General features: G+C 64.0%; 18 protein-coding genes. 13 read left to right on the forward strand and 5 right to left on the reverse strand.

The features are described 5' to 3' along the window. Positions 1-61 precede the first annotated feature (61 nt). The 6 genes from NKH78_RS17870 to NKH78_RS17895 all read left to right on the forward strand — a co-directional run bounded on the left by NKH78_RS17870 (position 62) and on the right by NKH78_RS17895 (position 6,753). Positions 62-988 (forward strand): LysR family transcriptional regulator, encoded by a 927-nt coding sequence (locus tag NKH78_RS17870; RefSeq protein WP_254816127.1) that lies wholly within the window; start codon positions 62-64, stop codon positions 986-988. Positions 989-1,190: 202 nt separating this feature from the next. Beyond that, a complete protein-coding gene (locus tag NKH78_RS17875; protein WP_352738655.1) occupies positions 1,191-2,345 on the forward strand; it encodes an ABC transporter substrate-binding protein in 1,155 nt (384 codons plus the stop codon). A gap of 189 nt (positions 2,346-2,534) precedes the next feature. Then, on the forward strand, positions 2,535-3,530 hold the full coding sequence (locus NKH78_RS17880; RefSeq protein WP_352738653.1) for an ABC transporter ATP-binding protein: 996 nt from the start codon (positions 2,535-2,537) through the stop codon (positions 3,528-3,530). Positions 3,531-3,544: 14 nt separating this feature from the next. Further along, the gene (locus NKH78_RS17885; protein ID WP_352738687.1) at positions 3,545-4,495 is read left to right on the forward strand and encodes an ABC transporter permease; all 951 of its coding nucleotides are present in this window, start codon (positions 3,545-3,547) and stop codon (positions 4,493-4,495) included. Next, the gene (locus NKH78_RS17890; RefSeq protein ID WP_352479858.1) at positions 4,485-5,300 is read left to right on the forward strand and encodes an ABC transporter permease; all 816 of its coding nucleotides are present in this window, start codon (positions 4,485-4,487) and stop codon (positions 5,298-5,300) included. The genes NKH78_RS17885 and NKH78_RS17890 overlap by 11 nt, the downstream gene beginning before the upstream one ends. Before the next feature lie 25 nt (positions 5,301-5,325). Then, positions 5,326-6,753, forward strand: coding sequence for a gamma-aminobutyraldehyde dehydrogenase (locus tag NKH78_RS17895; protein ID WP_352738651.1), 1,428 nt, complete (start codon positions 5,326-5,328; stop codon positions 6,751-6,753). Positions 6,754-6,797: 44 nt separating this feature from the next. Here NKH78_RS17895 and nhaA read toward each other — a convergent pair whose 3' ends face one another. The 5 genes from nhaA to NKH78_RS17920 form a co-directional block, all read right to left on the reverse strand. Then, entirely contained in the window at positions 6,798-7,991 is a 1,194-nt protein-coding gene (gene nhaA, locus NKH78_RS17900) for a Na+/H+ antiporter NhaA (RefSeq protein ID WP_352738648.1), read from the reverse strand. 93 nt (positions 7,992-8,084) lie between these two features. Beyond that, on the reverse strand, positions 8,085-8,648 hold the full coding sequence (locus tag NKH78_RS17905) for an ActR/PrrA/RegA family redox response regulator transcription factor (protein ID WP_023676342.1): 564 nt from the start codon (positions 8,646-8,648) through the stop codon (positions 8,085-8,087). A gap of 63 nt (positions 8,649-8,711) precedes the next feature. Further along, positions 8,712-10,037: an ActS/PrrB/RegB family redox-sensitive histidine kinase gene (locus NKH78_RS17910; RefSeq protein ID WP_352479855.1), complete on the reverse strand. Its 1,326-nt coding sequence runs from the start codon at positions 10,035-10,037 to the stop codon at positions 8,712-8,714. A gap of 100 nt (positions 10,038-10,137) precedes the next feature. Further along, positions 10,138-12,720, reverse strand: a complete 2,583-nt coding sequence (gene hrpB / locus NKH78_RS17915; protein ID WP_352738646.1) for an ATP-dependent helicase HrpB — start codon at positions 12,718-12,720, stop codon at positions 10,138-10,140. Positions 12,721-12,796: 76 nt separating this feature from the next. Further along, positions 12,797-13,687: a DMT family transporter gene (locus tag NKH78_RS17920; protein WP_352738644.1), complete on the reverse strand. Its 891-nt coding sequence runs from the start codon at positions 13,685-13,687 to the stop codon at positions 12,797-12,799. A gap of 27 nt (positions 13,688-13,714) precedes the next feature. Here NKH78_RS17920 and NKH78_RS17925 point away from each other — a divergent pair, with 27 nt between their 5' ends. The 7 genes from NKH78_RS17925 to NKH78_RS17955 all read left to right on the forward strand — a co-directional run bounded on the left by NKH78_RS17925 (position 13,715) and on the right by NKH78_RS17955 (position 20,286). Continuing rightward, entirely contained in the window at positions 13,715-14,404 is a 690-nt protein-coding gene (locus NKH78_RS17925; RefSeq protein WP_352738643.1) for a PIG-L deacetylase family protein, read from the forward strand. A 208-nt stretch (positions 14,405-14,612) separates the two neighbouring features. Next, on the forward strand, positions 14,613-15,944 hold the full coding sequence (locus tag NKH78_RS17930) for an ABC transporter substrate-binding protein (protein WP_352738641.1): 1,332 nt from the start codon (positions 14,613-14,615) through the stop codon (positions 15,942-15,944). A gap of 128 nt (positions 15,945-16,072) precedes the next feature. Next, complete coding sequence (locus tag NKH78_RS17935; protein ID WP_302893612.1) at positions 16,073-17,020, forward strand: carbohydrate ABC transporter permease; 948 nt, start codon at positions 16,073-16,075, stop codon at positions 17,018-17,020. Beyond that, complete coding sequence (locus tag NKH78_RS17940) at positions 17,017-17,967, forward strand: carbohydrate ABC transporter permease (protein WP_254816115.1); 951 nt, start codon at positions 17,017-17,019, stop codon at positions 17,965-17,967. Before NKH78_RS17935 ends, NKH78_RS17940 begins: the two co-directional genes overlap by 4 nt. Further along, positions 17,964-18,164 (forward strand): hypothetical protein, encoded by a 201-nt coding sequence (locus NKH78_RS17945; RefSeq protein ID WP_023676334.1) that lies wholly within the window; start codon positions 17,964-17,966, stop codon positions 18,162-18,164. Before NKH78_RS17940 ends, NKH78_RS17945 begins: the two co-directional genes overlap by 4 nt. 3 nt (positions 18,165-18,167) lie before the next feature. Continuing rightward, positions 18,168-19,280: an ABC transporter ATP-binding protein gene (locus NKH78_RS17950; protein WP_352738639.1), complete on the forward strand. Its 1,113-nt coding sequence runs from the start codon at positions 18,168-18,170 to the stop codon at positions 19,278-19,280. Further along, the gene (locus NKH78_RS17955; protein WP_352448469.1) at positions 19,273-20,286 is read left to right on the forward strand and encodes an ABC transporter ATP-binding protein; all 1,014 of its coding nucleotides are present in this window, start codon (positions 19,273-19,275) and stop codon (positions 20,284-20,286) included. The genes NKH78_RS17950 and NKH78_RS17955 overlap by 8 nt, the downstream gene beginning before the upstream one ends. Positions 20,287-20,350: the final 64 nt, after the last annotated feature.

Here is a 20,350-nt window from a genome sequence, read left to right on the forward strand (position 1 = left end):
ATCGGCAGATCGGCACCAGCACCCACTTCCCAGCGCCGCCTCTGCCGTGTTTAGTCCGGCCATGGCTTTCACCATCCGCCAATTGCAGTTCTTCATCGCCGTGGCCGAGCAGGGCACAGTGTCGGGCGCCGCCCAGAACCTGTCGATCTCGCAATCCTCGGTCACCGAAGCGATCAAGGAGCTGGAGCACGATCTCGGCGTCGAGCTGTTCGAGCGCCACCCGCGCGGCTTGAATATCACCCACAAAGGCCACCAGTTCCTGCGCCATGCGAGGAAGATCCTGGCCGACGTTTCCGATGCGCGCCGCGCCTTCTTCGGCGAACGGATCGCGGCAAGCGGGCGGCTGCAACTTGGCGTCACCTCGTTGGTCGCTGGCTATGTGCTTTCCGATCTTCTTGCCCGCTACCGCCGCGCCTATCCGGGTGTCGAGGTCTCGGCGATCGAGGACAATGGCGACTATCTCGAGCATCTGTTGATCGGCGGCAAGCTCGACATTGCCGTCATGGTCACCTCGAACCTGCGCGACCGCACCGCGCTGCAGTCCGAAATCCTCGAAGTCTCGGCCTACCGGCTGTGGCTGCCGCTCGGCCACCCCTTGGCCGGTGCCGACATCATCGGCATCGGCGACATCGCCTCGGAACCGCTGATCATGCTGACCGTCGACGAGATCGAGGAGAATACCGGAAAGCTGCTGACGGCAATCGGCGCCAAGCCGCATGTGGCCTTCCGCACCCGCTCGGTCGAAGCGGTGCGCAGCCTCGTCGCTACCGGCGCCGGCGTGGCGCTGCTGCCCGATCTCGTCTACCGGCCATGGTCGCTGGAAGGCGACCGCATCGAATCGCGCGATATTTCGGGGTCGTTGCCGGTCGTCCAGGTCGGCATGGTCTGGCGGCGCGGCTCCGGTCTGCCGCAGGCGGCGCGCGACTTCATCGGACTTGCCCAGTCGCAGCGCATGGTGCGCCAAAGGCCCGAGAAGATTGGCCGCTGACGTATCGGAAAAATCGATATCGGGTTTCTGATAAATGAATTTGCGAAACCGGAAATTTCGCAGCACTTTTCGGTCAGGGAACAAAGCTGCCGCCGGAGCACGGCCCCTCAGAGCCGCGCATCCAACGTCTTTGAACGGGCGCATGATCTTCTTCCGAAAACCGAAACCGGTTTCGAGGTCATGCAAAAATGGGAGATCGACGATGAATTCATTGCTGAAATCATGCACTGCTTTGACGGTCGCGCTGAGCTTCTCCGGCCAGGCCGTCGCCCAGGTCAAGGAGCTCGGCAAGGGCGAAGGCGAGGTCAATATCGTCGCCTGGCCGGGCTATATCGAGCGCGGCGAAACCGACAAGGGCTATGATTGGGTCACTTCGTTCGAGAAGGAAACCGGCTGCAAGGTCAACGTCAAGACCGCCAACACCTCCGACGAGATGGTCTCGCTGATGAACGAGGGCGGCTTCGATCTCGTCACCGCCTCGGGCGACGCTTCGCTGCGCCTTGTCGCCGGCAAGCGCGTCCAGCCGATCAACACCGACCTCATACCGAGCTGGAAGACGGTCGACGACCGGCTGAAGGATGCGCCCTGGTTCACCGTCGGCGGAGTCCATTACGGCGTCCCCTATCAGTGGGGGCCGAACGTGCTGATGTACAACACCGAAGTGTTCAAGGAGGCGCCGAAGAGCTGGAACGTGGTCTTCGAGGAAATGAAGCTTCCCGACGGCAAGTCGAACAAGGGCCGCGTCCAGGCCTATGACGGGCCCATCCACATCGCCGATGCCGCCAATTACCTGATGGCCCACAAGCCGGAGCTCGGCATCAAGGATCCGTACGAACTGACCGAAGACCAGTACAAGGCCGCGCTCGACCTTCTGCGGGTCCAGCGTACGCTGGTCGGACGCTATTGGCACGACGCCGCCATCCAGGTCGACGATTTCCAGAACGAAGGCGTCGTCGCCTCCGGCTCCTGGCCCTACCAGGTCAACACGCTGATCGCGGCCAAGAAGCCGGTCGCCTCGACCATCCCCGAGGAGGGCGTTACCGGCTGGGCCGACACCACGATGATGGAGGCCGATGCTGCCCACCCGAACTGCGCCTACATGTGGATGGAGCATTCGCTGTCGCCGAAAGTGCAGGGCGACGTCTCCGCCTGGTTCGGCTCGCTGCCAGTGGTGCCTGCCGCCTGCAAGGGCAACGAACTGCTCGGCGAAGAAGGCTGCAAGACCAACGGCTACGACAATTTCGACAAGATCAAGTTCTGGAAGACGCCGGTCTCGAAATGCGCCACCCAGAAGGACCAGTGCGTACCCTACTACCGCTGGGTGTCGGACTATATCGGCGTCATCGGCGGGCGGTGAGTTCGCCTCACCTACGAAGCCCGGCGCTGCCCGTCACCCTTACCCTCTCCCGGTGAAGAACGGGGGCCGCCAGCGTTGGAGCGTCTCCCTTCTCCCCGTCCACCCTACGGGGAGAAGGTGCCGGCAGGCGGATGAGGGGCGGCGCAACCGCATGAAAATTTGATGAGCCTGACAGATCAGGACAGCCCCATGACCTCCGCCGTTTCCTTCCAAAAAGTCTCCCGCCATTTCGGCAGCGTGCGTGCGGTCGACGCGATCGATCTCGACATCGTGCCGGGCGAGTTCTTCGCCATGCTCGGGCCTTCCGGCTCGGGCAAGACGACGTGCCTGCGCCTCATTGCCGGTTTCGAGCAGCCGACGGCGGGGTCGATCTCGATCTTCGGCGAACGTGCCGAGGGCGTGCCGCCCTATCGCCGCAACGTCAACACCGTGTTCCAGGATTATGCGCTGTTCCCGCATCTCAACGTGCTCGACAATGTCGCCTATGGGCTGATGGTCAAGGGCATCGGCAGACCGGAACGGCAAAAGGCGGCGGAAGACGCGCTGGCGCTGGTGCGGCTTCCCGGCTATGGCGCGCGTCGCCCTGGCCAGCTTTCCGGCGGCCAGCGCCAGCGCGTCGCGCTCGCCCGTGCGCTGGTCAACCAGCCCAAGGTGCTGCTGCTCGACGAGCCGCTCGGCGCGCTCGACCTCAAGCTTCGCGAAAACATGCAGGAGGAGTTGAAATCGCTGCAGAAGGCGCTTGGCATCACCTTCGTGTTCGTCACCCACGACCAGGGCGAAGCGCTGTCGATGGCCGACCGCGTCGCCGTGTTCAACGATGGCAAGATCATGCAGATCGGCACGCCGGAAGACATCTACCAGCGCCCCAAGACCCGCTTCGTCGCCGATTTCGTCGGCTCGTCCAACGTGCTGCCGCCGGATTTCGTCCAGCGCTATGCCGGCCAGCATCGCTGGGGCAGCCTGCGGCCCGAATCCATCCGTATTGGCCGGGCCAACGGCGAAGGCGTTGCCGCCCGCCTTGTCTCGACCAATTATCTCGGCGCCACGACTAGACTGGCGCTCGATGCAGAGGGCTTGCGGCTGCATGCCATCGTCCCGGCGGGTGCTGCCTTGCCCCGGGAAGGCGAGGCGGTGGCGCTCACCTTCAACCGCGAGCAGTTACATCTGATGGACGATCTCGGATGAGCCTGGACGCTGCCATGCCGCGGGCCACGGCGCCCGCCATCCTGCCGGGAAGCGGCGGCCTGCGTGGCGCGCTCTCCGACCTCTTCTGGCGCCGGCCGCAATTCCTGCTTCTGCTCATGCTGCTGCCGCCGGTCCTGTGGCTCGGCATCGTCTATATCGGCTCACTCTTCGCACTGCTTTTGCAGAGCTTCTTTTCGATCGACGAGTTCTCCGGCCTGATCAACCGGCAGTTCACGCTGAAGACTTATGGCGACCTGCTGCAGGCCGCCAATCTCGACATCATCCTGCGCACGGTGACGATGGCGGCGCTGGTGACGCTGGCGGCGGCGGTCATCGCCTCTCCCATCGCCTATTACGCGGCGCGCTATGCGCGCGGCCGTTGGAAGGCGCTGTTTTATCTCGGCGTCATGCTGCCGCTGTGGTCGAGCTACCTGGTCAAGATCTATGCCTGGAAGCTGATTCTCGCCAAGGAAGGCATCCTGACGTGGCTACTGGCCAAATTGCATCTTCTGTGGCTGCTCGACGCCTGGCTGTCGCTGCCGGTCGTCGGCGGCAACTCGCTGTCGGTCTCCTCAACCGGCACCTTCATCGTCTTCGTCTATGTCTGGCTGCCGTTCATGATCCTGCCGGTGCAGGCCGCACTCGAGCGCGTGCCGGGCAATTTGGTCGAGGCTTCGTCCGATCTCGGTGCCTCGCCCGGGCAGACCTTCCGCAACGTGCTGTTCCCGCTGGCGCTGCCCGGCATCGTCGCCGGCTCGATCTTCACCTTCTCGCTGACGCTCGGCGACTACATCATCCCACAGATCATCGGCACCTCGCGGCTGTTCATCGGCCAGGCCGTTTATTCGCAGCAAGGCACCGCCGGAAACATCCCGCTCGCCGCCGCCTTTACCGTGGTGCCTATCGTCATCATGGGCTTCTATCTCTGGGGCGCCAAGCGCATGGGGGCCTTCGATGCGCTCTGACCGTGGCCCATCCGCGCCGATCGGACTGAAGCTCGCTGCCACCGGCGGCCTGCTTTTCCTGCATTTGCCGATTCTGCTGATCTTCGTCTATGCCTTCACCACCGAGGAGAAGAGCTTCGTCTGGCCGCCGCCGGGCCTGACCACGCAATGGTTCGCCGTCACCTGGAATCGCCCCGACGTCTGGCAGGCGCTATCGCTGTCGGTGCGGGTCGCGGCGATCTCGACCGCCATCGCGCTGGTCCTCGGCACGCTGTGCGCCGCTGCCGTGTCGCGCACAAAATTCTTCGGCCGCGAAACCATCTCGCTGCTGGTCATCCTGCCCATCGCACTGCCCGGCATCATCACCGGCATCGCGCTGCGCTCGGCCTTCGCGCTCGCCGAAATCCCGTTCTCGTTCTGGACGATCGTGCTCGGCCACGCCACCTTCTGCGTGGTCGTCGTCTACAACAATGCGGTCGCCCGTTTCCGCCGCACGTCCGGCTCAATGATCGAGGCGTCGATGGACCTCGGCGCCGATGGTTTCCAGACCTTTCGGCATGTCGTGCTGCCCAACATCGCAACCGCGCTGCTGGCCGGCGGCATGCTTGCCTTTGCGCTGTCCTTCGACGAGGTCATCGTCACCACCTTCACCGCCGGCCAGCAGCAGACGGTGCCGATCTGGATGCTGGAGGAATTGATCCGTCCGCGCCAGCGTCCGGTCACCAATGTCGTGGCCATGGTCGTGGTGCTGGTGACGCTGCTTCCCATCCTCGCTGCCTATTACCTGACCCGCGACGGCGACCAGATCGCCGGTTCGGGCAAATGATCTCGTTCATAAGGGAGAGACTTCCATGGACACGCAGATGCTGATCGGCGCGAAATTCGAAAAAGGCACCGAGACCGAGGAACCGATCCTCAACCCGAAGACCGGGGCGACCATCCTCAATCTGCCCGAGGCCAGCCCGGCGCAGATCGAGGCGGCAGTGCTTGCCGCCGAAAAAGCCTTCGTCACCTGGTCGCGCACCACGCCGGCGCAGCGCGCCGGCTATCTCCTGAAGATCGCCGATCGCATCGAGGCCGCGGCACAGGATTTCGCGGCGCTCGAGGCGCTGAACTGCGGCAAGCCGATCAATGCCGTGCTCAATGACGAGATCCCGGCGATCGTCGACTGCTACCGTTTCTTTGCCGGCGCGGTCCGCTCGATGCCTGGCCAGGTCGCCGGCGAATACATTCCCGGCCACACCTCGATGGTCCGCCGCGACGCCATCGGCGTTGTGGCGTCGATTGCGCCGTGGAACTATCCGCTGATGATGATGGCCTGGAAGCTGGCGCCGGCGATTGCCGGCGGCAACACGGTCGTCTTCAAGCCGTCGGAACAGACGCCGCTGACCGCGCTGAAGCTGGCGAAAATCCTTGTCGAGATCCTGCCGGAAGGCGTCGTCAACGTCGTGCTCGGCCGCGGCGACAGCGTCGGCAACACGCTGATCAACCATCCGAAGGTCAACATGATCTCGATCACCGGCGACGTCGCCACCGGCAAGAAGGTGCTGCAGGCCGCCGCTAAATCGGTCAAGCGCACACATCTCGAGCTCGGCGGCAAGGCGCCGGTCATCGTCTTCGACGACGCCGATCTCGGTGCGGTGGTCAACGGCCTGCGCGCCTTCGGCTATTACAATGCCGGCCAGGATTGCACCGCTGCCTGCCGCATCTATGCCGGCAAGAAGATCTATGACAAACTTGTCGCGGACCTCTCCGCTGCGGTCTCGACCATCAAGTATGATCGCCCCGATGATACCGAGAACGAGATCGGCCCGCTGATTTCGCGTCGCCAGCGTGACCGCGTCTCGAGCTTCGTCGAGCGCGCCTCGGAGCTCAAGCACATCGAGATCACTACGGGCGGCATGCCGGGCGAGGGCTCCGGCTTCTTCTACCAGCCGACCGTCGTCGCCGGCGCGCTGCAGGAGGACGAGATTGTGCGCCGCGAAGTGTTCGGCCCGGTGGTCTCGGTCACCCGCTTTTCCGAAGTCGACGAAGCGGTGAACTGGGCCAATGATTCTGACTACGGCCTGGCGTCGTCGGTGTGGACCAAGGATGTTTCGCGCGCCATGGCGACGGCCGCGCGCCTGCAATATGGCTGCACCTGGATCAACACCCATTTCATGCTGACCAACGAGATGCCGCATGGCGGGTTGAAACAATCCGGCTACGGCAAGGACATGTCGCTATATGCGCTGGAGGACTATACCGCAGTCCGCCACGTCATGATTGCGCACGGATAGCGCCCTCGGGGAGACGGTGGCCTCAGGCCGAAGGCGCCACGCGATTATTCTTCCGCCTCCTCCGCCCCGCTCGCGGCCGGCGCAACCAGCAGCACAGCGGCGCCGAGGATCGCTGCGATGAAAGAGCCGGCGAGGATGCCGACCTTGACCGCGTCCTGCAGAGCGACGTCGCTGGCGAAGGCGAGCAGGCCGATGAACAGGCTCATGGTGAAGCCTATGCCGCAGAGCAGCGAAATGCCGATCATGTGCAGCCAGCCGGTATTGACCGGCAGATCAGCGAAGCCAAGCCGGATGGCAAGCGCGGAAGACCCGAACACGCCGACCAGTTTGCCGGCGACGAGACCCGCGGCGACGCCGAGCGTCAGCGGCTCGACCAGGGCGGCAGCGCTGAGACCGCCGAGCGAAACGCCGGCGTTGGCAAAACCGAAGATCGGGATGACGAAAAAGGGTACGATTTTGTGCAGGCCGTGTTCGAGCCGGTGCAGCGGCGAATGGTCGAGATCGTGGCCGCTGCCCGACGAGATCTTCAGCGGTATGGTGAGAGCCAGCGCGACCCCGGCGAGCGTCGCATGGACGCCCGATTTCAAAACCAAAACCCACAGCACGACACCAAGCACGATATAAGGCAGCAGCGTCAGCACCCGCATGCGGTTGAGCACCACCAGCAGCGCGATGACGGCGAAGGCGGCGCCGAGATAGGCGAGCGACAGGCCGCTGGTATAGAACACCGCGATGATGAGCACGGCGCCGAGATCGTCGATGATGGCGAGCGCGGTAAGGAATATCTTCAACGAGCCCGGCACGCGGCTGCCGAGCAGCGATAGCACGCCGAGCGCAAAGGCGATATCGGTGGCGGTCGGGATCGCCCAGCCGGACAGAGCGGCTGGATTGTTGCGGTTGATGGCGACGTAGACCAGTGCTGGCACCGCCATGCCACCGGCGGCGGCGATGCCGGGCAGCACGCGGCGCGGCCAGGTCGAGAGTTGGCCGTCGAGCATCTCGCGCTTGATCTCGAGGCCAACCAGCAGGAAGAACACCGCCATCAGGCCGTCATTGATCCAGTGCGAGACGCTGAGCGGTCCGAGATAGGCATGGAGGGCGGAGAAATAAGCTTCGGCCAGCGGCGAATTGGCGACGATCAGGGCCAGGGCCGCCGCAGCCATCAGGATGAGGCCGCCGGCCGCCTCGCTGTCGAGGAATTCGCGCAGCATGGAGACCAGCCGCTTTTCGTCCTGCATGTCGCCTCCGTCGTATCAGCGGCAAGGTCCGACGCACCGCCCAGCGATGATGCGCAAACGGCGCTGGCCGGGCAAGCCTGCAGTCAGAACCTTTTAGCGCGGCGCGCGCTTGGCGAGGATGCGTTGCAGCGTGCGGCGATGCATGTTCAGGCGGCGTGCGGTTTCCGAGACATTGCGGTCGCACATTTCGTAGACGCGCTGGATGTGTTCCCAGCGCACGCGATCAGCCGACATTGGATTTTCCGGCGGCGCGGCACGTTCGCCCGCCGTGCGGGTCAGGGCTGCAAAGATGTCGTCGGCATCGGCCGGCTTCGATAGATAGTCGATGGCGCCGAGCTTTACCGCCGTCACCGCAGTGGCGATGTTGCCATAGCCTGTAAGGATTATGGCGCGAGCATCGTCGCGCTTCTCGCGAATGGCAGCGACGACGTCGAGGCCGTTGCCGTCGGCCAGCCGCATGTCGACCACCGCATAGGCCGGCGGATTGGCGCGCGCCTTGGCAACCGCCTCCTCGACGCTCTCCGCCGTCTCGACCACGAAACCCCTGGTTTCCATGGCGCGGGCAAGCCGCGTCAGGAACGGCTTGTCGTCGTCCACGATCAGCAGCGAGGTGTCCTCGCCTTCGACCATTGCGCCAATCGTTTCGTCAGTACTCATCGTGCTGAAAATCCTGCTGCCTGATTTTTACGCAAATATAGTTTCGCAACGCTATTGTCCAATTTAGGCCGTGTCGAACATGGTGGCCGAAGCCTGCTCGGGATTAAGGAAGACGCTGCGCGGCCACGATATCTGCACGATAGCGCCCTCGCCGGGCTCGCTCGAATTGCGGAAATCGAGCGTCGCGCCGGAGCGTTCGAGCAAGGTCTTGGCGATGAATAGGCCGAGGCCGAGGCCGCCGCCGGCTTCGGTGCCTTGTCGGGTCGACATATAGGGTTCGCCGATACGGTCGATGATCTCCGGCGGAAAGCCCGGCCCGTCGTCGATGATCGAGAAGCTGACGGCGGCCTCGTTCCATTTCCAGCGTATGGTGACGTTCTTGCGGGCGAAGTCGACAGCGTTCTCGACCAAATTGCCGAGCCCGTAAATGACGCCGGGATTGCGCCGGCCCACCGGTTCCGGGCCGATGCGCTCGCCCGGCCGAAGCTTGATCGAAATGCCGAAATCGCGGTGCGGTGCCGTCACTTCCTCGACGAGCGAGGTCAGCGGCAGGCGCGAGAGGTGCACTTCGCTCTCGGAGGAAAGGCTGGTCAGGCGCTTCAGGATTTCGCGGCAGCGCTCGCTCTGCGAACGCAGCAGCTTCACGTCCTCGCCGTATTTCGGATCTTCGCCAAGCGCCTTCTCCATCTCCTTGGCGACAAGCGTGATGGTGGCGAGCGGCGTGCCGAGTTCGTGCGCGGCGGCCGCGGCGAGGCCGTCGAGGGCCGAGAGATGCTGTTCTCGCTGAAGCACCAATTCCGTGGCGGCAAGCGCGTTGGCAAGCAGCCGCGCCTCCTCTGCCACCCGGAAGGCATAGATCGCGGTAAAGGCGATGGAGCAGAACACCGCCATCCACATGCCGGCGACATAGATGAACGGCATCGCCAATGGCGCCCCCTCATGCCAGGGCAGCGGCAGGTGGTAGAAGACCAGCAGCGTCGCCGCCACGATCACCAGCGCACCGAGCAGAGCCGTCAATCGCAGCGGCAGCGACGTCGCCGAGACGACGACGGGCACGGTCATCAGCAGCGAAAACGGATTGGTAAGGCCGCCGGTCATGTAGAGCAGGCCGGCAAGCTGCAGGCTGTCGAAGGTCAGGATGGCAAAGGCCGAGAACGGGGTAAGCCGATGCGCCGCCGGATAGCGGAAGGTCAGCAACAGGTTCATCCAGGCCGAACAAGCGATCAGCGCAAAACACATGCTGACCGGCAGCGGAAATTTCAGCCCGTAGGCGACGACAAGCACGGTCAGGCTCTGGCCGACAATGGCAAGCCAACGCAGCCTGATCAGCGTGTTGAGGCGCAGCCGCTGGCTTTGCTGGAAGTCGGGCGCGTGCAGAATGTTTATCATGGCGGGATTATAGAGGGGAAACCGCTGGAGGTCTTTCCGAAAACCGGGACCACTTTCCCCTGACGCGGACCTTCGGGTTGTGATCATGGTCCGGGAAGCATCAGGTACCGCGCGGCTTCGCGCGGCTGGTGGCGGCGGCGAGAAGCGGGTTCTCCGGCCAGACATGCCTGGGATAGCGGCCACGCATGTCTGCCCGCACATCGGCCCAGGAGCCGCGCCAAAAGCCGGGCAGGTCGCGCGTCGTCTGGATCGGCCGGTGCGCCGGCGACAGCAATTCGAGGGTCAGCGGCACAGTGCCGTTGGCGATCGCCGGATGCCGGTCGAGGCCGAACAGCTCCTGCACGCGCGCCGCCAGCACCGGCCATTCGCCGTCATAGCGGATCGGTAGCCGGCTGCCCGACGGCGCGTCGAAATGGGTCGGCGCCAATGTGTCGATCTTGCGCTGCAATTCGTGCGGCACCAGCGTCATCAGGCCTTGCGAAAGCACGCTAGGATCAATCGCCGTAAAGGCTGTGGCACCGGAAAGGAATGGCAGCAGCCAGTCGTCGAGGCGCTCGACGAGCGCGGCATCGGAGACATCGGGCCATGGCGCGCCGAGGCCGCGATGCAGCCATCCGAGCCGCTGCCGCAACGTCTCCGCCTCCCTGGTCCACGGCAACAGGGACAGGCCGTGTTCGCGCAAGGCGTCGAGGATGGCGCGATCCGCGTCGGCACCGGTCGGCGCCGGCAGCATGCGTTCGGACAACGTGATGGCCCCGAGGCGAACCGTTTCGCGCACCCGCACCGCGCGCCTGTCGCGGTCGAAGCTGACCTCGCGGCGCGTCTCGATCCTTTCCGCCAGCGCGGCACGGATATCGGTCTCATCGATGGCTGCCGCCGCGGTGATGCGGGCGTTCTGCGCCTTGCCCTGCAGGTCGGCGACGACGAGCCAGGTCTCGCCGGCCAGCGGATCGGAGGCGTCGAGCATGGCGCCCGAGCCGTTGGCAAGCACGAAGCGGCCACGCTCGCCGCGCGCCCTGGCTACCCGATCCGGCCAGGCATGGATGAGGAGCGAGCCGGCGGTGCTGCCCTCCCCCTTGAGGGGAGGGTTGATCCGCGTAGCGGATCGGGGCGGGGTCGGTTCGGGCACGCCATCGGCGATCCCGCCCCGTCTCCCTCGTCTCGCTGCGCTTGGCTCGTTCGCCGACCCTCCCCTGGAGGGGGACGACGAAGCCTGCTTTGCCAACCTCTCGGCCAACTGCCGGGCAGCGGTGGAACGCGGCGATCTTTCGGCGTGAAAGCGCATTAGCCGCCGTTCGAGATCGGCACCCTCGCCGCCAAGGCCACGCTCGGTCAATAGCACGGCGAGCATCGCCGCCTCGAGCGTCTGTCCGGTCCTTGCCGCCTCGGCAACCATGTGGGCGAGCCGCACCGGTAACGCCAGCCTGCGCATCGCGGCACCGGCTTCCGTCAGGCGTCCTGCCGCATCGACCGCATCGAGCGCACGCAGCAGCGCCCTCGCCTCGGTGAGCGCCGCAGCCGGCGGGGGATCGAGGAAGGACAGGCTGGTCGGATCGGCGACGCCGAACGCGGCGCAATCGAGCAACAGGCCGGAAAGATCGGCCTCGAGGATTTCCGGCGGCGTGAAGGCCGGCAGTGCCGCCGTCTGCTCGGCCCGCCACAACCGGATGGCGACGCCGGGCTGCGTGCGCCCGGCACGGCCGGCGCGCTGGTCGGCGGAAGCGCGCGAAGCACGCACCGTCTCCAGCCGCGTCAGGCCGCTCGCCGGCTCATAGCGCGGCAGCCGCGACAGGCCGGAATCGATGACGACGCGCACGCCGTCGATGGTGATGGAGGTTTCGGCGATCGACGTCGCCAGCACCACCTTGCGGCGGCCGGGCGGCGCAGGCTTGATCGCCGCGTCCTGCGTCTTGTTGTCGAGCATGCCGTAGAGCGGCACGATATCGGTGTCGGCGCCGACCTTGCCGGCCAGCCGCTCCGCGGTGCGCTCGATCTCGCGCTGGCCGGGCAGGAAAGCGAGCACGCTGCCCACCTCCCCGGCAAGCGCCGAGCGGATCGCCCTGGCCATCGCGTCCTCGATGGCGATGCCGGCCGGCCGCTCGTCATAGCGGATGTCGACCGGGAAGGCGCGGCCCGCGCTCTCGATCACCGGCGCGCCGGACAGCAATTTTGCGACACGCGCGCCATCGAGCGTCGCCGACATCACAAGCAATCTGAGGTCGGGCCTCAGCGCACTTTGCACGTCGAGCGCCAGCGCCAGCCCGAAATCGCCGTCGAGCGAGCGTTCGTGGAACTCGTCGAACAACACCGCCGCGACACCGGGCAGCTCGGGATTGTCGAGGATCATGCGGGACAGCACGCCTTCGGTGACGACGAGAATCCTGGTCTTCGCGGACGTGCGGTTTTCCATGCGCATGGCATAGCCGACGGTTTCGCCGGGCTCTTGGCCAAGCAATTCGGCCATGCGGCGGGCGGCAGCGCGGGCGGCGAGGCGGCGCGGCTCGAGCAGAATGATTTTTCCGGCGCCTAGCCATTCAGCGTCGAGCAGCGCCAGTGGAACCAAAGTCGTCTTGCCGGCGCCGGGCGGCGCCACCAGCACGGCGCTGTTACCATGGCTCAGCGCTTCATCGAGCGCCGGCAAGACAGCGGAGACCGGCAGGTCCGGCAAGAGTTTTGTGGTCATTGTGCTAATGCTGTGCAGCCAGTTGGCGCCGATCGCATATCAGCGGTGACGGTCGCGGCGCAACCTCGGCGCCGATTCAAAGCCTGGTCCGCGAAAACGGGTTCCAGCGCACCGTGCCGAGCCGCACCTCCTCGCGCACCATCGTCAGCAGGCCGGAACCGCCGACCACGGCGAGCCCGACCAGCGACAGAAAATCCGGATATTCCCTGAAGAACAACGCACCTAGAAGCACCGCCCAGACGATCTGCGAATAATGCGTCGGCGCGATACGGTTGGCCGGTGCGTATTTGACCGCCAGCAGATGCAGCAGCTGGCCGCCGGCGGTGAAGGCGCCGGCCAGCACCAGCCAGGCCCATTGCCTGCCATCCGGCAGCGAGAACGAGGTGGCCGCCGCACCGACGCCGTTGAAGAACAGGCCGTAGCCGATCAGCACGCCGAGCATCGTCGTGCGCTTTTCCTGAGCGGCGAGCGAACGCATCAGGATGACATTGGCGGCGGCCAGGAAAGCGATGATGAACGCCGCCAGATGGCCAAGATGCAGCTCGCGAAAACCAGGCCTGACAACCAGCATAACCCCGGCAAAGCCAGCGACCACCGCCAGCCACCGCCAGGGTCCGACCTTCTCCTTGAGGACCAGCGTGGCCAGGATGGTGACGAATAGCGGCGCCAGGAAGATCAGCGCATAGACTTCCGCCAGCGGGATGGTGGTGAAGGCATAGACGCTGAGCACGCCCGACGCGATGCCGGCCCAGGCGCGGGCCTGTACCGCCCAGGGCCGGGTCGTGTGCCAGAAATCGCGCCAGCGCTCGCCTGGCGGCCTGGCAAAGAGCAGAAAGCCGCCGGCAAACAATGTCGAGAAGAAGCCGATCTCGAAGACGTTGAACTGCCCGCCCAGGCTTTTGACAACGGCGTCGCTGCACGAATAGCTTGCATAGGCGATGAGAGCGAGCAGAATTCCGTTGGGCACGTTTTTCCGTTTCCGGGAGAGATGAGAGTGAAGATATTGGCGCTTGGCGCGCATCCGGACGACATCGAGATCTTCATGTTCGGTACGATGGCGGCCTATGCCGCGCAAGGCGCAGAACTCTTTTTTGCCATAGCCACGGATGGCACCAGGGGCGGCTATGGCGATCCGGCCGCGCTGGCCCGCACGCGCCGCAAGGAGGCAACCGCGGCGGCCGGTCTGCTTGGCGTGACGCCGCGCTTCCTCGACTTTCCCGATGGCGCGCTGGTGGCGGACGCCGCCCTGATCGCGGCGCTGAAAGCAGTGATCGGCGAGATAGGGCCGGATCTGGTGATCACACATGCGTCGAACGACTATCATGGCGACCACCGCGCGCTGTCGGATGGCGTGCGCATCGCAGCGTCATTCACGGTGCCGGTGCTGCATGCCGACACGTTCGGCGGCACCGGGTTTTCGCCAACGCACTACGTCGATACATCCGGGCATTTCGATCTCAAGGCGGAGGCGATCCGGGCGCATCAGTCGCAGGATCCCGAGCGTTTCGTCGACGCGGCGCGCACGCTGAACGCCTTTCGCGCCGGCCAGTGCAACGGCCTAGCCGAGGCGTTCGCGGAGGCCTTCCGCTTCGAGCCGGTCTTCCCCTTCGCCGACATCCGCGCCCTGCTGCCGCCGGCCCCAGTGATCCGACCGGTGACGGTCAGCAACAAGACGGTCACATAGACCGGCACCGCTGCTTCTCACATCGCTCTCGTCCGTCATGCTGCGGCGCAGCAACGAATTCGCTTGCGTTGTTTAGTAAAAATTGCATCACTAAACAAATTACTAAACATCCGGGCGTTGCCGCCATTGTGTTTAGGCCCCGGAGGAGAGGGGTTTAGCGGGCTCTTGAAACCGTCATCCGGACGCGTTTCGCAAATGGGAGGAAGGCATGAAATCGACCTTTAAATTGGCGTTGGGACTGGCTTCGACACTTTTGGCGTCGACAGCCGTTTCGAACGTCGCGCAGGCAGAAGATCTGACGCTTTGCTGGGCAGCCTGGGACCCAGCCAACGCGCTTGTGGAATTATCCAAGGACTTCACCAAGGAAACCGGCATCGGCATGAAATTCGAATTCGTGCCGTGGACCAACTATGCCGACCGCTTTCTCAATGAGCTGAATTCGCACGGCAAGCTGTGCGACTTGATCATCGGCGACAGCCAGTGGATCGGCGGCGCCGCCGAGAACGGCCATTACGTCAAGCTGAACGACTTCTTCGACAAGGAGAAGATCAGCATGGACGATTTCGTGCCGGCGACCGTCGTCGGCTATTCGGAATGGCCGAAGAACTCGCCAAATTACTGGGCGCTGCCGGCGATGGGCGATGTCGTCGGCTGGACCTACCGCAAGGACTGGTTCTCCAAGCCGGAGCTGCAGAAGGAATTCAAGGAAAAGTATGGCTGGGATCTCGGCCCGCCGACGACCTTCGACCAGCTGAAACAGATCGCCGAATTCTTCCAGAAGCGCGAGATCGACGGCAAGACCGTCTATGGCGCGTCGATCTATACCGAGCGCGGCTCGGAAGGCATCACCATGGGCGCCATGGACGTACTCTACAGCTTCGGCTTCCAGTACGAAAACCCGAAAAAGCCCTACGAGATGGAAGGCTTCGTCAACTCCGATAAATCGGTGAAGGGCCTGGAGTTCTACAAGGCGCTCTATGACTGCTGCACGCCTCCCGGCGCCTCGAACAGCTACATGGGCGAAGGCGTCGATGCCTTCAAATCCGGCCAGGTGGCGATGCACATGAACTTCGCCTTCACCTGGCCAGGCCTGCAGAAGGACGAGAATGTCGGCGGCGACAAGATAGGTTATTTCGTCAATCCCAAAGGTCCGGACGGCGACCAGTTCGCCCAGCTCGGCGGCCAGGGCATCTCGGTGGTCTCCTATTCCGACAAGCAGGAAGCCGCGCTCAAATACATCAAATGGTTTGCCAACAAGGACGTGCAGTCCAAATGGTGGTCGCTCGGCGGCTATTCCTGTCTCAACGCGGTCGTGAAGGACCCGGGCTTCCCGGCCAGCCAGCCCTACGCGCAGACCTTCCTCGACTCGATGGCCATCGTGAAGGACTTCTGGGCCGAGCCGAGCTATGCCCCGCTGTTGCAGGCATCGCAGAAGCGCTTCCACGACTATGTCGTTGCCGGGCAAGGCTCGGCCAAGGATGCCCTCGACGGCCTCGTCAAGGACTGGACCGAGGTCTTCCAGGACGATGGCAAGATGTAACCGGGGCAAGATGTAACCGGCTCCTCCCGAGCCCATGACCGAACCGTCCCGTGCCGCCCTTGGCACGGGACACAGTTCAGATAAATTCCATTGTCGAGACGAGCCAAGTGACCGAAGCAGGACTGACCATGCTCAATCGGACTGCGGACAGCGTGGCCCGGGCTACACCCGAGCCGTTGGCCCGCAAGGTCCGGGGCATCAGCGACAAGGGCCTCGCCTGGCTGTTCATCTCGCCGACGATCCTGTTGCTTTTAGCCATCAACATCTTCCCGCTGTTCTGGGCGATCTATCTGTCCTTCACCAATTTTCGCGCCAATCGTCCCAATGAGGTGGTGAAGAACCTTGGGCTCGCGAACTACAAACGCATTCTCGCCGACCAGGACATCTGGATCGCCATGCAGACGACGGCGCATTTCGTGTTCTGGACCATCCTGCTGCAGACGCTGATCGGCTTTACGCTGGCCTGGCTGATCGACCGCAAGTTCCGCGGGCACGCCTTCTGGACGACCATCATCCTGGTGCCGATGATGCTGTCGCCGGCGGTGGTCGGCAATTTCTGGCGCTTTCTCTATGAGCCGCAGATCGGGCTGTTCGCCTACGCCGTCTCGTTCGTCACCGGCATTCCGGCAACGCAGATCAGCATGCTCTCCAACGTGTCGCTGGCGCCATGGTCGATCATCATCGTCGACACCTGGATGTGGACGCCTTACGTGATGCTGATCTGCCTCGCCGGCCTGCGCTCGATCCCCGAATACATCTACGAAGCGGCCGAGGTCGACCGCGCCTCCAACTGGCGGCAGTTCTGGTCGATCACGCTGCCGATGGCGCTGCCCTTCATCATGCTGGCGGTGCTGTTCCGCGGCATCGAGAACTTCAAGATGTTCGACATGGTCAATTTGCTCACTGGCGGCGGGCCAGGATCGACCACCGAAGTGGCCTCGATCACGCTAAAGCGGCAGGCCTTCGAAAGCTGGCGGACGGGCTATTCCTCGGCCTTCGCCATCATCCTGTTCGTCGCGGTGTTCGGGCTGGCCAACATTTACGTCAAGGCGCTGAACAAGGTGAAGCAGAGATGAGCCTGACGTCAGCCCATTCCGTTGTCGCACCCTCGGCCACGTCGAAGCGCGTCGCCGGCACGATCATCGTTGCCTACGCGCTGATCTCGATCGTGCCGCTGCTGTGGATCTTCGCCACCAGCTTCAAGACGCCGCCGGATTCGATCGCCTATCCGCCGAAGATCCTGTTCCAGCCGAGCCTCGAGGGCTACTGCAATTTGTTCTCGACCCGGACTCGGCAAACCCCGGAATACATCAACTCGCTGGGACCGGCGACCGGGGTCTGCGACGAGACGGTGCGCAAGCGCAACATGGTGATCGCCGGCCCGTCGAACTTCATGCCGCGCTTCGTCAACTCGCTGATCATCGCCTTCGGCTCGACGTTTTGCGCGGTGTTCCTCGGCACGCTGTCGGCCTATGGTTTTTCGCGCTTCAAGGTGCCGCTCGCCGACGACCTGCTGTTCTTCATCCTGTCGACGCGGATGATGCCGCCGATCGCCGTCGCCATCCCGATCTACCTGATGTATCGGGAGCTCGGCCTGTCGGACACCGCGCTCGGCATGATCCTACTCTACACGGCGGTCAACGTGTCGCTGGCAGTCTGGCTGCTGAAAGGCTTCATCGACGAGATCCCGCGCGAATATGAAGAAGCGGCGATGATCGACGGCTACACCAGGCTGCAGGCGTTCTGGCGCACGGTGCTGCCGCAGGCGACCACCGGTATTGCCGCAACCGCCATCTTCTGCCTGATCTTTGCCTGGAACGAATATGCCTTCGCTGCGCTGCTGACCTCGGGCACGGCGCAGACCGCGCCGCCCTTCATTCCGACCATCATCGGCGAAGGCGGTCAGGACTGGCCGGCGGTCGCGGCCGGCACGACGATCTTTCTGGTGCCGATCCTGGTCTTCACCATCCTGCTTCGCAAGCAATTGCTGCGCGGCATCACCTTTGGCGCGGTGCGTAAATGAGCATGACCGCAAAACGCAAATCGCGCTGGCCCGTCTGGGCCAGGCGCGGGCTGATGGAAAACGTCGCCACCGCGATCATCGCCATCGGCTTCCTGATGCTGTTTCAGCCCTTCGCACTGGTGCTCTACACCTATTCCTTCATCACCATGCTTGCGGGCACGGCGATGTTCATCATCGTCTCGAAATTTCCGGAGTAGACGATGGCCGAGATCAGGGTCGAACATCTGAGGAAGGCATTCGGCGATTTCGTCGCCGTGCAGGATTCCAACTTCGTCGTCGAGGACGGCGAATTCTTCGTCATGCTGGGGCCGTCCGGCTGCGGCAAGACGACGACGTTGCGCATGATCGCCGGGCTCGAACTGCCAACCGGCGGCAAGATCCTGCTTGGCGGCGAGGACGTCACCATGCGGCGTGCCCGCGAGCGCGACATCGCCTTCGTCTTCCAGCTGTTCGCGCTCTATCCGCACATGAATGTGCGGAAGAACATCGGCTTTCCACTGCTGGCGCAAGGCGTGCCAGGCGCTGAAATCCGGAGCCGAGTGGAGGAGACGGCGAAGCTTTTGCGGATCGACCATCTGCTCAACAAATCGGTCTCCGGGCTTGCCGGCGGCGATCGCCAGCGCGTGGCGCTCGGCCGCGCCATCGTACGGCGGCCAAAATGCTTCCTGATGGATGAGCCGCTCGGCACGCTCGACACCGAATTCCGCGACCTGATGGTCCATGAATTGCGAGAACTGCACAACCGCATTCACGCCACCACCGTCTATGTCACGCATGACCAGATGGAAGCGATGTCGATGGCCGACAAGATCGCGGTGATGAACCACGGCGTCATCGAACAGTTCGGCACGCCGCGCGAGATCTACGACCGGCCGGCGACGATGTTCGTCGCCGACTTCATCGGCTCGCCGCCGATGAATTTCCTCGGCTTCGGCGGCGGGCTTTCAAAGGGCGCCAGGGAAATTGTTGTGCAAGGCGCGAAGGTGGCCGTGCCGGAGATCCGCGAGGACGTCGCGCCGGCCGAGATGGCGCTTGGCATCCGACCGGAGCACATCCGCTTCGATGACGCTTCGAAGCTGCGCGGTGCTATTTACGGCACGGAATATCTCGGCACCACTCAGATCGTCGCGGTGGAGACAGCGGACGGCATCATCAAGGCCAGGGTGCCGGCCGAAATCCGGCTCAATCCGGGCGATCATGTGGGCCTGGCGCTGAACAGCGCGCGGCTGTCGCTGTTCGCAAAAGGATCCGGGCGTGCGGTGCGCACCGAAATCCATGACTCGGCCTCCCAGGGGAGAGCACATCATGGCTGACGTTCACATCAAAAGCGTGACCAAGGCTTTTGGCGAGCATGTCGCCGTCGACAATCTCGACCTGCATATCGCCGACGGGGAATTCGTCGTGCTGCTCGGGCCGACCGGCGCCGGCAAGACGACGACGCTCAGGCTGATCGCCGGGTTGGAGCGTCCGGAAGCGGGCTCGATCCATATTGCCGGCCACGACACGACGACGCTGTCGCCGGCCGAGCGCGACACCGCTTTCGTATTCCAGCAATATTCGCTCTATCCGCATCTGTCGGTTTACGACAACCTCGCCTTTCCGCTGCGCTCGCCAGCACGGAAAATGCCGGAGGATCAGATCCGCCGCCGCGTCGAGGACGTGGCCAAGATGGTGCGCATCCACCACAAGCTGAATAATCGCTCGACCAAACTCTCTGGCGGCGAGATGCAGCGCGTCGCCATCGGCCGCGCCTTGGTGCGCAAGCCGTCGATCTACCTGATGGACGAGCCGCTGTCGTCGCTCGACGCCAAGCTGCGCGCCGATCTCAGGCTAGAGCTGAAGCGCATCCAGGCGGAACTCGGCGCCACAATGCTCTACGTCACGCACGACCAGATCGAAGCGATGACCATGGCCGACCGCATCGGCATTCTCGCCGACGGCGTGCTGGTGCAGATCGGTTCCCCGCGCGCGATCTATTCTGAGCCGGCAAACCTACACGTCGCCGCACGGCTCGGCCAACCGGCAATCAATTTGTTGCCGGTCGGACTGCTGCCGGATGGCGGCGCGCCGGCGGGAACAAAGACGATCGGTGCTCGCACCGAACATCTTTCGATCGAGAAGGCGGCGAACGGCCATGCCGACGGCGTCGTCGATTGGGTCGAGCATCTCGGCGACCAGAACCATCTGCATGTGACGGTGGGGACCAGGAAGCTGGTGACGCTAACCGACCCCGACACCGACCTGGCTCAGGGCGACAAGATCATGATCCGCTATCGCTCGCCGCTGTATTTCGGCCCCGATGGGCGACGGCTGATGTGAGCGCTGCGCGAGTGTTTTCCTGGCACCTTTCAACCGGCAATTTCGGGCACCGGACTGGACCAAT

Source organism: Mesorhizobium sp. M0910 (assembly GCF_040319465.1).
Lineage (GTDB): Bacteria > Pseudomonadota > Alphaproteobacteria > Rhizobiales > Rhizobiaceae > Mesorhizobium.

What these genes read in the sequence shown, in the direction of transcription:
- NKH78_RS17870 (WP_254816127.1), top strand. Translation starts at nt 62, where the DNA reads ATGGCTTTCACCATCCGCCAATTGCAGTTCTTCATCGCCGTGGCCGAG.
- NKH78_RS17875 (WP_352738655.1), top strand. Translation starts at nt 1,191, where the DNA reads ATGAATTCATTGCTGAAATCATGCACTGCTTTGACGGTCGCGCTGAGC.
- NKH78_RS17880 (WP_352738653.1), top strand. Translation starts at nt 2,535, where the DNA reads ATGACCTCCGCCGTTTCCTTCCAAAAAGTCTCCCGCCATTTCGGCAGC.
- NKH78_RS17885 (WP_352738687.1), top strand. Translation starts at nt 3,545, where the DNA reads ATGCCGCGGGCCACGGCGCCCGCCATCCTGCCGGGAAGCGGCGGCCTG.
- NKH78_RS17890 (WP_352479858.1), top strand. Translation starts at nt 4,485, where the DNA reads ATGCGCTCTGACCGTGGCCCATCCGCGCCGATCGGACTGAAGCTCGCT.
- NKH78_RS17895 (WP_352738651.1), top strand. Translation starts at nt 5,326, where the DNA reads ATGGACACGCAGATGCTGATCGGCGCGAAATTCGAAAAAGGCACCGAG.
- nhaA (WP_352738648.1), bottom strand. Translation starts at nt 7,991, where the DNA reads ATGCAGGACGAAAAGCGGCTGGTCTCCATGCTGCGCGAATTCCTCGAC.
- NKH78_RS17905 (WP_023676342.1), bottom strand. Translation starts at nt 8,648, where the DNA reads ATGAGTACTGACGAAACGATTGGCGCAATGGTCGAAGGCGAGGACACC.
- NKH78_RS17910 (WP_352479855.1), bottom strand. Translation starts at nt 10,037, where the DNA reads ATGATAAACATTCTGCACGCGCCCGACTTCCAGCAAAGCCAGCGGCTG.
- hrpB (WP_352738646.1), bottom strand. Translation starts at nt 12,720, where the DNA reads ATGACCACAAAACTCTTGCCGGACCTGCCGGTCTCCGCTGTCTTGCCG.
- NKH78_RS17930 (WP_352738641.1), top strand. Translation starts at nt 14,613, where the DNA reads ATGAAATCGACCTTTAAATTGGCGTTGGGACTGGCTTCGACACTTTTG.
- NKH78_RS17935 (WP_302893612.1), top strand. Translation starts at nt 16,073, where the DNA reads ATGCTCAATCGGACTGCGGACAGCGTGGCCCGGGCTACACCCGAGCCG.
- NKH78_RS17940 (WP_254816115.1), top strand. Translation starts at nt 17,017, where the DNA reads ATGAGCCTGACGTCAGCCCATTCCGTTGTCGCACCCTCGGCCACGTCG.
- NKH78_RS17945 (WP_023676334.1), top strand. Translation starts at nt 17,964, where the DNA reads ATGAGCATGACCGCAAAACGCAAATCGCGCTGGCCCGTCTGGGCCAGG.
- NKH78_RS17950 (WP_352738639.1), top strand. Translation starts at nt 18,168, where the DNA reads ATGGCCGAGATCAGGGTCGAACATCTGAGGAAGGCATTCGGCGATTTC.
- NKH78_RS17955 (WP_352448469.1), top strand. Translation starts at nt 19,273, where the DNA reads ATGGCTGACGTTCACATCAAAAGCGTGACCAAGGCTTTTGGCGAGCAT.